At 34.8% G+C, this 14,412-nt stretch carries 10 protein-coding genes; 4 read left to right on the forward strand and 6 right to left on the reverse strand.

Annotated features, from left to right (window positions below):
- The 6 genes from CWS31_RS08950 to CWS31_RS08975 are packed head-to-tail and all read right to left on the reverse strand — an operon-like array spanning position 1 to position 9,286.
- Entirely contained in the window at positions 1-1,686 is a 1,686-nt protein-coding gene (locus CWS31_RS08950) for a glucosamine inositolphosphorylceramide transferase family protein (RefSeq protein ID WP_101344876.1), read from the reverse strand.
- Complete coding sequence (locus CWS31_RS08955; RefSeq protein ID WP_101344877.1) at positions 1,673-2,806, reverse strand: glycosyltransferase family 4 protein; 1,134 nt, start codon at positions 2,804-2,806, stop codon at positions 1,673-1,675. The genes CWS31_RS08950 and CWS31_RS08955 overlap by 14 nt, the downstream gene beginning before the upstream one ends.
- The gene (locus CWS31_RS08960) at positions 2,807-5,494 is read right to left on the reverse strand and encodes an RIFT barrel domain-containing protein (RefSeq protein WP_101344878.1); all 2,688 of its coding nucleotides are present in this window, start codon (positions 5,492-5,494) and stop codon (positions 2,807-2,809) included.
- Positions 5,494-7,008 carry an exosortase A gene (xrtA, locus tag CWS31_RS08965; protein WP_101344879.1) on the reverse strand — a complete coding sequence of 505 codons (1,515 nt, stop codon included), beginning with the start codon at positions 7,006-7,008 and terminating at the stop codon, positions 5,494-5,496. Before xrtA ends, CWS31_RS08960 begins: the two co-directional genes overlap by 1 nt.
- 2 nt (positions 7,009-7,010) lie before the next feature.
- The gene (locus CWS31_RS08970) at positions 7,011-7,877 is read right to left on the reverse strand and encodes an XrtA system polysaccharide deacetylase (protein WP_101344880.1); all 867 of its coding nucleotides are present in this window, start codon (positions 7,875-7,877) and stop codon (positions 7,011-7,013) included.
- Positions 7,878-7,882: 5 nt separating this feature from the next.
- Entirely contained in the window at positions 7,883-9,286 is a 1,404-nt protein-coding gene (locus CWS31_RS08975) for a TIGR03013 family XrtA/PEP-CTERM system glycosyltransferase (RefSeq protein WP_101344881.1), read from the reverse strand.
- 243 nt (positions 9,287-9,529) lie between these two features.
- Here CWS31_RS08975 and CWS31_RS08980 point away from each other — a divergent pair, with 243 nt between their 5' ends.
- The 4 genes from CWS31_RS08980 to CWS31_RS08995 all read left to right on the forward strand — a co-directional run bounded on the left by CWS31_RS08980 (position 9,530) and on the right by CWS31_RS08995 (position 14,412).
- The gene (locus CWS31_RS08980; protein ID WP_101344882.1) at positions 9,530-10,165 is read left to right on the forward strand and encodes an XrtA/PEP-CTERM system exopolysaccharide export protein; all 636 of its coding nucleotides are present in this window, start codon (positions 9,530-9,532) and stop codon (positions 10,163-10,165) included.
- Between the two features lie 125 nt (positions 10,166-10,290).
- The gene (locus CWS31_RS08985; RefSeq protein WP_101344883.1) at positions 10,291-11,874 is read left to right on the forward strand and encodes an XrtA system polysaccharide chain length determinant; all 1,584 of its coding nucleotides are present in this window, start codon (positions 10,291-10,293) and stop codon (positions 11,872-11,874) included.
- A 2-nt stretch (positions 11,875-11,876) separates the two neighbouring features.
- Positions 11,877-12,839 carry an XrtA-associated tyrosine autokinase gene (locus tag CWS31_RS08990; protein WP_101344884.1) on the forward strand — a complete coding sequence of 321 codons (963 nt, stop codon included), beginning with the start codon at positions 11,877-11,879 and terminating at the stop codon, positions 12,837-12,839.
- On the forward strand, positions 12,820-14,412 hold the full coding sequence (locus CWS31_RS08995) for a TIGR03016 family PEP-CTERM system-associated outer membrane protein (protein WP_246143449.1): 1,593 nt from the start codon (positions 12,820-12,822) through the stop codon (positions 14,410-14,412). Before CWS31_RS08990 ends, CWS31_RS08995 begins: the two co-directional genes overlap by 20 nt.

The following is a 14,412-nucleotide window of genomic DNA, read 5'->3' on the forward strand; positions in this document are numbered from 1 at the left end:
TTACTTTTTCTTTGTTTTAATCTGAGCATCTATAACGTACAAGTTATGCGCATTACTAAAAGTGTGCGTTGCCGTTATATCATCAGCCCAGTTAGGCTCAACTTTCGAGATTATTTCTTCACGGTAATTACGTTCATCTAATTGAATTATTCTATTAAAATTAAATCCGTAACCATATTTGTGTGATGAATTTTGTGATGGTCTATATAAACTACCATTTCTTTCAAATATTTTTCCTGCAGGCCTTGCTTGTTTGCAATCTGAAATAATGGGGTTCATAGGGTGTGAGGCCCAATCTTGAGAAAGTAAATTATCTGAAGAAAAAAGAAATAATTCATCCCAAGTAGACACACCTTTGTGTTCGGCTCCGTTAGCGAACATCCACCATTTATTATTATGGAATAATAAAGTAGCATCCAATAATGAGACATTCTCCATCAAGTTCATCACAAACTCCCATTTATCTGGGAATTGAGTGCATCGGTATAATTCAACAGTATTATTCTCGACACTTTCAGGGATCATATAAAGTTCGTCATCATGATCAAAAATGAACGGATACGATAAATGATAATTCTTATCTAAAACAATTTTAGGTTCCGAATATTTACCTTTTTCGTCCATTTCAATAAGTGAGATATGACCCTTACCAGTCTTGTATAAATATTCTTCAATAAAAATATAGTAAGTATTATTTTTAAAAATAACATGAGGGTCTGCCCAAAACTTATCCTTAGGTGGAACTATTCTTTTGTAGCGCCAAAGTGAACTTGAGAACTCTTTTTTAAGATCAAAAAGCAAAATCCATTGCTCAAAATAAAATTTATTTTGAGCAATGTGAGATGCTTTTTGGATAAGTTTATTAAAGGTTAACTTGGTTAACTCTTTATTTGTTGGGCTCTTATACAGTTTTTCAGAATATATAATCGGATTTTCATTTTGTTTAGCTACTTTTGCAAAAAACTCTTCCTCTCCTTCAAGATATAATGACTCTAAAGTTCTGGTCATAAAATAAAGGGATTTCCAAAAATAGTTATTAACATTTTCATTATAAGAAAATTCATTAGTACAAGAATATGAGCGATACAATACTTGCCCATTATCTAAATCTTCATTAAGGATTTGTAAAATTGCGCCCGTTTCAGGCCAGCTTTCTAAACTTTCCCAATAACCTGCGGGACCACCTCTATTCAAGTTATTATCACCATGATGAAATGACCAGACACCATATTTACTCGATGATAATATATCTCCTCTGAGTATTCTAAAGCCCAATCGAATGATCACATCTAGTTGGCTTTCTTTAATCGTTTGTATATCCGTGTCCAAGAAATAATCTGAATGAAGCTTTTGAATAGGTTTAACTTTAATTAGTGGGGTATTTTGATAAAGCTGTTCACAACTTTTTGACTCTGTTGCATCAGGTAAGGTTTGTACTCTATCTATTAATTTATCGTATATAACTTCTAATACCTTGCGAACACAAAGGTAGCCTAATCTGTTTTTATTATTTCTGATCTTATCCCAAATACTTACGTTTGGTATGACTTTAGGTACATCATTTTCAATAATTAACGAAATTTCTGCATAATTACTTGCTTTAATTTGGCTTATCATTTCAAAAGCCCAAGCAGGAAGATGTTTATCTTCTACCAGCAAACCAATTTTTAATTTATTTTTTGGCATTATTTCCATCCATTAAACGATTAAAAATTTCTGTATACTCATCAGACATTCGTTTCCCTGAATAGTTAGCGTTTACAAACTCATAAGCTGCGTTAGATAGTTCTGTTGCTTTTTCTTCATTAAAAAGTAATGTTTCCCAATAAGTCGCTAGAAGCTCTTTTTCACCATAAGGGGCGAGTAATCCAGTTTTTTCATGTTCTATTAACTGATCAATGCCTGCAATGTTATATGCCGCAACAGGAACACCCATTGCCGTTGCTTCCATTAGGCATCGAGGTATTCCTTCTAAACTAGAAGTCATAACAAATAAATCAAAGCTTTGTAGTAACTCTAAACGGTCATCTCTAAATCCTAAAAATTCAATGCGATCTTTATGAGTAAGTGACTTAGTATATTCTTCAAGCTCAACTCTAGATTCGCCATCGCCAAGTAAACTTAAGGTGATATTGGGATGTTTACCTGCTAATGATTCAAATATATCAAGAATATCTTTAATGTTTTTGCGGCTAATCATTTGGCCAACAAAACCGATTCTTTTATTATCGCCAACAGATTTTAAAGGGTTTTCTTTTATTTTTTGCTCTTCAACTTCAGATAAATCTACACCATTTTGTACATAGACTAAACGTTCTTCTTTCACACCAAAACCACGAACATCATCACAAAGCGCTTTTGAAAGTGGAGCAACAATATCTGCAAACCTAAAAGTCTGACAGCCTAACCAAATAAAGCATCTTAATTTAAAATCAATTCCATTTGAGAAACCGTGTGGAGTAATAACAATTTTTATCCCCGCTTTTTTTGCTGCAAGTAATCCGAGAATATCTGACTTATAACCATGCGTATGAATGATATCAATATCATTGTTTTTTATTACATCAACAAGCTTATCGACCACTTTAAGATCGAATCTATTACCCATAGATAATTGAAAGATATTTCCTTCAAGTTTATTAAATTCATCGATTATTTTTAATTCATCGTTACCTGATTCAATGGTAACGGCAAGATGACAATTAACTTCTTGTGGATTTAAATATTTTGCTAGCGCTAACACCCAGCGCTCCGCACCATAAAAGCCTGAAGAACATATAAACTGTAATACATTAAGCTTTTTCATTTAGCTTTTATTCCCTAATAATTTTGCAACTTTGGCCGAGCGTAAACTCAACCATGTTAATTCTTTTTTTATTGATAGCCGCGATAATTCTTTTAGTAATAAAGCAGCTATTTTAATCCATTTATTCGGCTTAATTGGCGATGCATATTCTCTAATATCTGCAAATTTATTCTGGCTAGTAGAATGTTGGTAATAGTTGGCAAAACCAATGTTCTGCATCAACAATACTAAAATTCTCGTATAGTCACTATCAATATCATCTTTCAATGTAGTAATTATATGTTGATGGATATAAACAGCTTTCTCTTTAAAACTATCATTCTGAATTGGTGAGTAATAATGAGCCATATATAAAACACCAACTTTGCGTAAGTCTTGCCCTGCCCATGTTGTATTGGGGAATTCTAATTTATCTTTTTGTTCTAAATAAGGTCGTTCGTTGTCAGCCATCCAGTTTGCATAATGCAGCATGGCATCACGAGTAAAATAAAAATCATCATCTAACTGGTTCATGCGTTCTTTAATGAATAAAAACCGCCCTACTGCTTGTAAAAACACCGTGTAAAACCATGTAGCTTCTATGTTCTCAAAATTTCGTAAACTCATGTCATCGTTAGGATGAAAAGTTCTAGAGATTACTTTAAATGCTCGGGTTAAATAGTCATTATCTTGAGTAAGATCATACGCATCTAATAGCGCAATAATATAGTGACCTGTGCCTCGATCTAATGGATATGTATCTAATATATGATCTCTAGCGCCATGATTTCCACTTTGCTTTATTGCAAAAAGTTTAGCTAGAAAAGTATTTGAACCTTCAAAGCTGTATGTGATCCAATCTGCTAATTGTAATGCGGCTTTTTTAGCGCTTTCATTACCTGTTAATAAGTAATTACTCTTCAATCCTGTTGTATAGCAATGCTGGCCACCTGGGCCGCCTCCTGAAGTATATCCTTCATAAGCGGCTTGATGATTTTTGGAAAAAGTACGATGTGTAGAGGTTGATGCATCTAAATAGTGATCGGTATGCCAAAAAAGCCCGCCATTATATTCATCTTTATCATCTAGCGTATGATAAATATCAATATCCGTAACATGTTGAGTAAGGTCATTTGCCAATTCAAAATATTTGGCGTTACCCGTAGTTAAATATTGATAGATAAAACCATAAATAGGATCGTATTGGTTATTGTAATGAGAAACAAAAATGTCGGTTCCGGTGTAACCTTGGGTTTCATGATCTGCATATAAATCACCAAAATTTCGCCAACCAAACTCATCAACAACCTCACGCTTTGCAAAAAAATTATTTTCGCCATGAACGCCCTTTTCAATTATTGTTGATAATTCGTCTGCTTTTAAATCGACGACAAATAAGTCAAAGGCTGCTGTTTGTTCAATATATTTGGGAGCTATTGTGATGTTTAATGGCTTATCAACCCAATTAAAATTTTGAGTTACAGATTTAAAATCAACCCAAAGCGAGTGAGTCTTTTTTTCACCGCCTTGTAGCTCAAAGCCTCCATCAGGAACATTACTTCCAGGAAACAAGCCTATATCTAACGAGCCATTTTGCTTTGATATAGATTTAGGAAAGTTCTGCCAAAAATTTTCGACATAGGCACTAATAGTATTTTCTGAATTGCTAACACTAATTGATGGAGAAATTCGCATGCCTTCGTGTTCTTCATTGTCTGAAGTGAGTACAAAGCCATTTTTTTCAATATCTACCTTGCCCGCTGCATTTTTATGAACAGGGCTTTGCCAATTAACGCCACCACTTGAAAATTGCTGAATTGTAGTATCTTTGCCACAGGTAATAGATTCATGGCTAATGTGATCAAAAATACTAACCATTGCGTTTTTTTCTACTGGAATATTTACGATAAGTGATTTAAATAATATAGAGCCTTCATCACCTAAGTCCCATAAACCACCAGGATGTTTTGCCGCCTGTGGGTTATGTATGGTGACTTCTGCTTTGATATAACTAGTGTTTGCAAAAAAGGTTAGTGTTGATTCAAATAAAACACCTAACTTATTGTTATTTGTATCATTGAAACTACCGGCAATTTTGACTGTTTTACGATGTGTTTCTTTTTCTGCAAGCTCGGTATTAACATTATTTAAAGCAAGACTATTAACGGTAATGTTATCGGCGGTAATAGTATCAACAGTCGCTAAATACTTTTTATTATCTAAATCTGTAAGTTCGATAGAAATTATGACTTTTTCAGGCGCAGGTTTACTAACATCTGTGTTAGCTATACCTTCGTTAGCTATACTTTTAGCTAAAGATAATGGCTCACCTTGTTGTGTATTGATGATGAATGTTTCTACACCCGTACTAACTTCTAGTTGGTTATTATTTTCGATAACCTGTATTGAGTTTTGATTTTCGCTTACCTCAGTCTCAACAACGCCGTCTATCAGAGTAAACTGTAGGGTTTCATTACTATTTATATCAACAACAAAGTCGATCGTTGCCCACTTCACACTGCCATCATGCCAATAAGTTAATGGTGATATTTGACATGAAATAAGCTGCCCGTCTTGCTGACGAATAACTAGTGGTGTAGTTACAAAGAAGTCACCTGCCGCAAATGGACACCCCATACTGATAGGTTGAGCGCTACGAGATAGACTATTACTTTCAACAATAGAAAACGGAACAGAAATCACTGTCATTAATCCTTAATGCTATTTTGAATAATACTAGCTTTAGCTGAGAGCGAATTAATAACCGCTTCTATGTTTTGCTCACTTTCAAATGATAAGGCAATAATAGCTGACTGCTCCGTTTGGCCAAACATTGCCATCCAAGTTTGATAAAGCTTTAATTTAACTTTATTAGTAAAGGCTTTATCAGGTAACTGATACCAATATAAAATATATCTATATTGGCCTATTGGCGATACTATTTTTATTAACCGGGCTTCACTACCTTCATCTATATTGACGCTTCTATTTTGAATTAGTGTCCAGCGCTGTTCGTTATATAACTTGTTAGCGGCAGAAATAAGTTCACCTTCTCCGCCTTGATAACTGGCAATAAAAAAGTCGATATTTTCTACCTGTTGAGAAGCTGAATATTCAGAGCCTACAGCGTAAGGCCCTATAATTATTCCTTGCTGAATATTTGAAGCTGTTGAAAATTCAGGCTGCCATCTTTGTAAGTTCTGCTCTTTTACCACCAAAGGTAAGGTTTTAATATCAACAATTAATTCATTGTTAGTTAATGATGATTGTTCATTAACTATTGCTGAATACCAAAATATTTGCGTAACAAACAAGAAAATAGAAAACATCACCAGTTTATTACTCACAACAAGCGCTTTTTCGTCTACAGCTACTGTTGCATTACTCGTTTCTTTTCCTGATTTATCCGCATCAAATTTATCCCGCATTTTTTCACCAATCATGATTAATGAGAACAATACGATAGCGAAAAATACCCCACCATAAATCAGGTGATCGGCACCAGCTGCATGCTCCATATCGGTTAAATGCGCAATTAAAACAATACCGTACACTCTTAACGCATTGGCAAGAATAGGAAAGATTAACGAGATTAATATAAACAGTAACTTTTTAGGTAAGGTTTTAAATGAGATATAAGCGTATAAATGACCAAACACAATTGAAGTGATTAAAAAACTAATGCCAGAACAGGCTTCTGCTACTAAAAATCGCCCTTCTGGTATCTCTAAATAAAGACCATTTCGATAAACAGGAATACCGGTTAACTCTAATAACGGTACTGCCATGTCGGTTGTTATTTCTTGTAGAAAAGGTATTAACTGTTCACCAACAGGAATAGAGAACAATATAAAAAATAAAGGGAATGCGATAACTTGCGCAGCTTTATTACCAATAACAAACCAAATAAGTAAAGGTAATGAAACAAATGTAGCCACATGCATAAATAAGCGAATATCACCTACCGAGCCAAAGGTATATAGCACTAAGGTGCCAATGATCGGTAATAACAACCAGTAGTTAGCTACAAAAGGTTGTCGGGAAAGTTCATGCCTTTTTTGGTAAATAAGATAAAAAGCGATAGGAATAACAAAAAAGCAGTGATTGAATATTTCGGAGTTTCCCCAAATATTTACCGCCGTAAGTATTCCTTGGTAGTAAGTATAAAACCAAGCGATAAAAAGGGCCGCAATAGGCCCAAATTTTATGATTAGATTATTCATACTTATTTAATATCTCCCTTTAAATATACGCTTTTCATGGTGTCCCATTGATAATCATCTAACAACCGCATTATCTTTCCTTCCATCCGAGATAGGTTTATATAATGACGAAGTTTTGATTTAAGTGGAGCACCAGCAACACGAGGTTGATCAGGGTCTATTTCCCAAGGATGAAAATAAAAGCTATACGGTTGCTGTTCGGCTGCTAAATATTCATCAATACGCCTTTTTGATAACCAATAAGGATATAAGCGAAAATAACCACCACCACCAATGCCAGTATTAACTTCATCTTTCCGTATAGTAGGAATCGGAATTTCAATAATCCCTTCTTCTCTTTGATACTTAAAACGTGGCCAATGCGGCACGCCGTACAAATCATGTTCAATAGGATAAGTACTTGAGCTATATTCAAAGCCTAATTCTGTTAGTGTTTCATACACCCAAGTATTACTGTCATTAATTGAAAAGCTTGGCGCTCTATAACCAATAACAGCTTCTCCAGACGCATCTTCAAGTATTTGTTTGCTTTTACTGACATCAGCAGTAAATTGCGCTTGGCTCATCCCCGTTGTTCGTTGATGCGCATAGCCATGACTCGCTAGCTCGTGCCCTTGATCAACAATGGCTTTAATTAGATTAGGACAACGTTCTGCCACCCAACCTAAAGTAAAAAAGGTACATTTAGCTTGTTTTTTCTCGAATAACTCTAAAAGTCGATAAGTGTTTTTTTCAACGCGCAATTCTAAACTTTGCCAATCGTTTTTATCTATCGAATTTTCAAATGCAGAAACATGAAAATAATCTTCAACGTCAACGGTAAGCGCCTGCTTTTCAGGTAAGATGATGGCTTTACTTGTTGTTTTCATGCTAATTAACGCCCTTTACCAAACAATACGATTTCCACTGTTCGAATTAATATTAATAAATCCAATAAAAAACTACGATGCTTAATGTAATACAAATCAAATTTAAGCTTTTCTAAAGAATCGTTTTCTGTTGCACCATAAGGATATTTTAATTGTGCCCAACCAGTTAAACCTGGCTTGACGTTATGGCGTTCATTGTAATACGGAAGATTTTCAATAAGCTGTGTTACAAATTCAGGTCGCTCTGGACGCGGACCTACAAACCCCATATCACCATGTAATACATTCCAAATCTGCGGTAATTCATCAATACGGTATTTACGTAAATAATGGCCTATTTTAGTGATTCGATTATCATTTTCACTGGCCATTTGCGCACCATCTTTTTCTGCATCTAAACGCATACTACGAAACTTGATAATTTTGAAAGGTTCACCGTCTAAGCCAACACGGATTTGCTTATAAAAAACAGGCGCCGACCAACCTTCGGTCATTTTCATAAACAATGCAGTTAACAACATAATTGGCCAAGTTAGCATTAACAAAAACAAAGCCATTGCTGCATTAAAAATCCAATCTAAGGTGTTACGTAAATAGTTATTAGAAGTAAAACCATTTGAGAAAATTATCCAGCTCGGATAAATAAGATTTACTGCTATCTGCCCTGTTTCACGTTCAATAAAGTCTAATATGTCAGTAATTTCGATACCACGGATTTTACACGCGAATAGCTCATCAACTGGCAGCGCATTACGACGTTCATCATTAGCGACAACAATTTCATCAATTTCATGAGTTAAAGCATAATCAGTTAATGATTCATTCAAATTGATACGCGGCTCTCTTTTTATGCCGTCTGGCAAGTCACCCGGCATGACCACAAAACCATGCACGGTAAAGTCTTGTCTGTCTACATCACGTCGCATACGGTTTTCTATAATTGCGGCTCGTTGACCTGCCCCTAAAACCAAAACATTACGTTTACCAAATCCAAAAAAGTTAACTTTAAAGGTAAAATAACGAAAGCTTGTTACAAGTAATACACTGAGTAACGAAGCCATAGCCAGTAGTTCAACAGGTAAAAAACCTTGGCCAAATAATGGGTTAATTATCGTTATTGCAAAAAAACCTACTGATACACACATCAGCATTCGTCTAAATATGCCGCGGAAGCTTTCTCTTAACTTAGAATTATATAAACCTAAAGCTAAAGCACTTAATTGATTAAGCAAAGCAAAAATAACAGCGTATATGATAAAGTAACTATTAGGTTCTGCTTTAAAATCAACTATTTGATATAGTCCATTTAGATGAACAGCTAATAGCAAAGAACCAGAAAATAAAAATTGCTCTATGATAATAAGAGATTTACTACCTGCGGATAAATCTCGAAATTTTGAACTAGACATAATTTTTTGAACTAGACTTGCTATCTATGAGCGGCCCAGATTCCCTTTAATTTATACCAACAGATTTGCTAGTAGCTACCTACAAAAAAACTGCGGTATTCTAACAAAAAACATACTAAAGTTAACGTTTAATTTACAGGTGTAAATTAAGATTATTATTTACGTTGTTAAATAGTGGTAAAATACCATACAATTAAACCTTGTTTTTTTGAATCAAAATATATATTTAAAAAGGTGTAAATTATGGATAATCGCTTAGCCAACAATATCAAAGTTGGGCTGCTATTGTTAGCAACACTCCTTTCAGGCTGTAGCTCAAATAATTCGCTGCCAGTAGCAACTTTACATCCTTCAGATACTGCTGACATTAACTCATACCGATATTTAATCGGACCAAGTGATGTCCTTTCTATTTTTGTTTGGCGTAACCCCGAAGTATCGGGCACTTTTGTTGTTCGCCCAGACGGCATGATCACTACCTCTTTAGTAGAAGATATCAGTGTTAGTGGTAAAACACCTACTGAATTAGCACGTTCTATTGAAGAAATTTTATCTACTTATTTAAGAGATCCTATTGTTACAGTAACAGTAGACACCTTTGTTGGCCCTTTTAGTCAACAAATACGCGTAATAGGTGAAGCAGCTCAACCACGCGCAATAAATTACATTCAACATATGACATTACTCGATGTAATGATTCAAGTTGGTGGTTTAACCGAGTTTGCCGATGGTAATGATGCGGTATTAATTCGTATTGAGGATGGGCAACAAAAAGAATACCAAGTATTGATAAACGAATTACTTAAAGATGGTGAAATAAGCGCCAATGTAGATATGCTGCCTGGCGATATAATTATCATTCCAGAAGCTTGGTTTTAAGCCTCGTTATTAAGAATTCATATGTGTTTACTGAAACACTGATTTTGATTTAAGAAAATCATTTATAAGTCATTTATAAGTAAAGCCTTATGCGTAATCACTAAGGTAAATTTCAAAGGTTAACAATGCAAGATATATTTGAAGAGATAATTGATTATCTAAAAGGGATTTGGTTAAAGCGTCGTTATATCATCATAGCAACTTGGCTAATTTGCCCTATTGGTTGGTATTTTGTTGCCTCTATGCCCAATGTGTATGAATCTGAAGCAAAAGTGTATGTTGATACTCAATCTCTATTACGTCCTCTTTTGAAAGGTTTAACTGTTGAAACAGATCCTAATACACAAATTCGTTTAATGGTGAGAACGTTATTAAGTCGTCCAAATTTAGAACGCATATCGCGAATGACTGATTTGGATGTACAAGCTAATAACAGTGAAGAATACGAAGAAATTATTGAAGAGTTGAAAGACAAAATAAAAATATCGAGCGTTGGTCGCGAAAATATTTATACCTTAAGCATTGAAGATAAAGACCCTGAAATGGCAAAAAACATTGTCCGTTCTGCACTAACTGTTTTTATCGAAAATACCTTAGGCGAAACACGAAACAATTCAGACAGCGCGCAAAAGTTTTTAAATACTCAATTAAAAGAATATGAGAACAGACTTGCAAACTCAGAAGCAAGGTTAACTACTTTCAAACAAAAATATAGTGGTGTTTTACCAAATCAGTCTGGTGGCTACTACGCAAAACTGAATGGTATTAAAGATCAGTTAAAATCTATAGAACTTGAAATTTTAGAAAATGAAACCCGTTTAGATTCTGCTAAAAAACAACTAGCGCAATCAATTGTTGCTGATACGGGTAGTGATAATAAAATAAAAAGTGACAGTTCAATTCAAACAACTTACGACGACAGAATTACTGAATTAGAACTTCAATTAGATAACCTAAAACTTCGTTATACCGATAAGCATCCTGATGTTATTGAAGTATCAAGAAATCTAAGCCATTTAGAAAAGCTACGTAGCACTGAAATTGAAAGCTATCTGGAGCAAAATAACGAAAGCGCTGGCAGCTTAAAAAGACTCAGTGCTAATCCTGTAGTACAGGAAGTTCAAATTGAAGTTAATCAATTAGAGAATTTGATAGCTTCACTTAACGTGCGTGCAAATAATTATCGTGAGCGTATCGTAGAGCTTGAGAACATGGTTCATACCTTACCTGAAATTGAAGCCGAGTTAGTTGCTTTAAATCGTGGTTATGAAATAACTAAATCTAAGTATGAAGAGTTATTATCACGTAAAGAAACAGCACAATTAGCGCAACAAGCTGATGAAACAACAGATAAAATTCAATTTCGAGTGCTTAATCCGCCACGTAAAGCTACTAAGCCTTCAGGGCCTAAACGCTTCATATTATTTGGCGTAGTTACAGTATTTGGCTTTGGTGTTGGTATTGGTTTATCGTTCTTAATGAGCCAATTAAATCCGGTGGCAACGTCAACAACGCAATTATCTAAAATTACCGGCGTGCCTATCTTTGGGGTTATTTCAGCAAATGAAAACCTAGGTCTTCATAAATGGCATCAAAAGAAGACACTCATTTTTATTGCGTCTAATTTGTTATTATTATGCTTATTAGCATTATTTATAAGTTACTTTTTATTTACTGATATCATCCCTGAACCTTTAAGGATTTTTTAGCCATGAGTACTATCGAAAAAGCCTTGGCTAAACAAAAATTAGCTCAACAACAATTAACCGAACAGCAATTGACAGAGCAGCACAGTACTGAACAACAAAGTACCGAGCAAAGTAGTACCGAACACAAAAGTACCGAAGCTACTGCTGAGCCTGAAATTATACAAGAAGTGGCGGAGAAAACGACTGCTTCAGTCACAACCAAAAAGCAGACCAGTAACAGCAACAAAGAAACAATAATATTAAATGGTGAAAGGCTTAATGAACGTGGCTTTATTTATAGTCCTGATAGCACCCATTATATTCAAGAAGAGTTTAGACACATTAAACGTAAGTTACTCAATAATGCTTTTGGTTTAGCGTCAAAAACATTAAATAATAGTAATTTAATCATGGTAAGTAGTTCTCATCCAAATGAGGGGAAAACCTATGTTGCTATTAACTTAGCGTTAAGTATCGCCCTAGAGCAGGATAAAACTGTGTTATTGGTTGATGCCGACGTGCTAAGACCAAGTTTACACAGAGAATTAGAGTTTGAGAGCAAAAAAGGCTTGCTTGAATACTTACTCGGTGAGGTTTCATCGCTATCTGATATTATTTACAGCACCAATATAGATAACTTAAAGTTAGTCCCTGCGGGTAAACCACATCATTTAACCAATGAATTATTAGCTAGTGAGCGCATGGCAAATTTAGCTAAAGAGCTAGCTGAACGCTATCCAGACAGAATTGTTATTTTCGATTGCCCGCCAATATTAGGGGTAACAGAAACACCGGTATTATCTGATCTAGTTGGTCAGGCTATTGTTGTAGTTGAAGAGTCTAAAACCAAAACTGATGATGTTAAAATAGCTGTGAGTCAACTCAATAGTGATATAGCGATAGGTTTAGTGATGAATAAAACCATTAGATCTAAAAAAGATATTTACGGCTATTATGGATATGGCTATGGCCAAAAAACCCAGTAACGTGCTAGCAAATCAAACAGCCTATATAACAATAATAGTATTGTTATATAGTGTTTTTTCGACTTCAACATTATCAGCAAGTGAATGGTATTTTGAGCCTAGCTTAGGGCTTACAGAGACTTATACCAATAATATTAACCTAACTGGAACTGATAAAGTGTCTAGTTTAGTTAGCCAATTTATTGTTGGTGCCGACGCTAACTTCACCTCAAAAAAATTACAATTCTCTTTTAACGCCACAGAAACTTTTGTTGGTTATAGCCACGACACAGAAACCAATAACGCTTACTTAACGCTACAAGCTAACGCGACATATGACCTGTGGCAAGAAAACCTCAAAGCTATTGCTAGCTCTTCAGTAACCAATATAGACAGAAATGCGACAGAAAACAGTTTAGCTGATTTAGTAACCGGCGATACTATTCAGCAAATTGATAATTCTGCTGGTTTACAGTTCAATAGTGGCAATAGTAATTATGTTTTTGGTACGTCTTTAATTTATAACAACACTCAAACTGAAGATGGTATAGGGGAAAGTCATGGCTTATCTGCAACTATCAACAGTACCAACGGTAGTGCTACTCGCAATGTATTTTGGGACCTAAATGGTAATTTCATTAATCAAAAAAATGCTGGCTTTACCAGTGAAAATTACCAATTTGAAACTAAAGTAGGCGCAATAACTGATTATAAAGTTAATCCTTTCATTCGTATTTATAATGAAAGGGTGACAGGAACATTACAGGGTAGTAACCCTGATGCAATTCCATCTTGGGGCCCAGGTTTGCGTTTTCAGGCTGCTAAGCACTTCATTATCGATTTATCTTATAACTATATTATCGGCGATAATACCACTAGTGAAAACTATGCGGCAGCCGATATAGATTGGCAACCTTCAGAGCGAACATCTCTTAAAGCCGGTTACTCTACGCGTTTTTTTGGTAAATCTTATAATTTTGATTTTTCACACCGAATGAGAAGATTGACAACCACTATTTCTTATAATGAATCTATTGGCGCTTTCGAACGTAGTAATTATCAAGAGGTTGATAGTGACTTATGGTGTCCGACCAGTTCAACCAACATTAATGACTGTTTACCTCCAGGACAAGTGCCTGATGACACTAATGGTTTCGAAAACATTCCAATCACCACAACAGAATTAGTACAAAGTAATCAATTTTCTTTAAATAAAATATTTTTATGGCAAACCGAGTTAGCGCTATCTCGCACTACATTCACTATTAATGTATCTAATAACAATACTGAAAACTTAAGTACAAATGAAGTTGATGTATATTTTGATGCCCGTTTCACCATGGCTCGCCGTTTAAGTTCTAGAAGTAATCTGATTATGTTTGTTGATTACACTAATAATGTTTTTGATGAAGCGAATCCTGGTGGCCCCTATCAAAAAGATATATATAAAACAGTTTCAGCTACTTACGATAAAAGCTTAGCGTCATCACTCAATTCATTTTTTACCCTGCAATACCTCGATCGAGAATCAAATATTGCACAGTATAATTATACTGAAGCGCGCGCTTCTATTAACTTAACAAAAGATTTTTAA

Origin of the sequence: Colwellia echini (genome assembly GCF_002843355.2) — a bacterium.
GTDB classification, from domain to species: domain Bacteria; phylum Pseudomonadota; class Gammaproteobacteria; order Enterobacterales; family Alteromonadaceae; genus Colwellia; species Colwellia echini.

Coding starts and splice junctions, on each gene's coding strand:
- CWS31_RS08950 (WP_101344876.1), bottom strand. CDS start 1,686: ATGCCAAAAAATAAATTAAAAATTGGTTTGCTGGTAGAAGATAAACAT.
- CWS31_RS08955 (WP_101344877.1), bottom strand. CDS start 2,806: ATGAAAAAGCTTAATGTATTACAGTTTATATGTTCTTCAGGCTTTTAT.
- CWS31_RS08960 (WP_101344878.1), bottom strand. CDS start 5,494: ATGACAGTGATTTCTGTTCCGTTTTCTATTGTTGAAAGTAATAGTCTA.
- xrtA (WP_101344879.1), bottom strand. CDS start 7,008: ATGAATAATCTAATCATAAAATTTGGGCCTATTGCGGCCCTTTTTATC.
- CWS31_RS08970 (WP_101344880.1), bottom strand. CDS start 7,877: ATGAAAACAACAAGTAAAGCCATCATCTTACCTGAAAAGCAGGCGCTT.
- CWS31_RS08975 (WP_101344881.1), bottom strand. CDS start 9,286: ATGTCTAGTTCAAAATTTCGAGATTTATCCGCAGGTAGTAAATCTCTT.
- CWS31_RS08980 (WP_101344882.1), top strand. CDS start 9,530: ATGGATAATCGCTTAGCCAACAATATCAAAGTTGGGCTGCTATTGTTA.
- CWS31_RS08985 (WP_101344883.1), top strand. CDS start 10,291: ATGCAAGATATATTTGAAGAGATAATTGATTATCTAAAAGGGATTTGG.
- CWS31_RS08990 (WP_101344884.1), top strand. CDS start 11,877: ATGAGTACTATCGAAAAAGCCTTGGCTAAACAAAAATTAGCTCAACAA.
- CWS31_RS08995 (WP_246143449.1), top strand. CDS start 12,820: ATGGCCAAAAAACCCAGTAACGTGCTAGCAAATCAAACAGCCTATATA.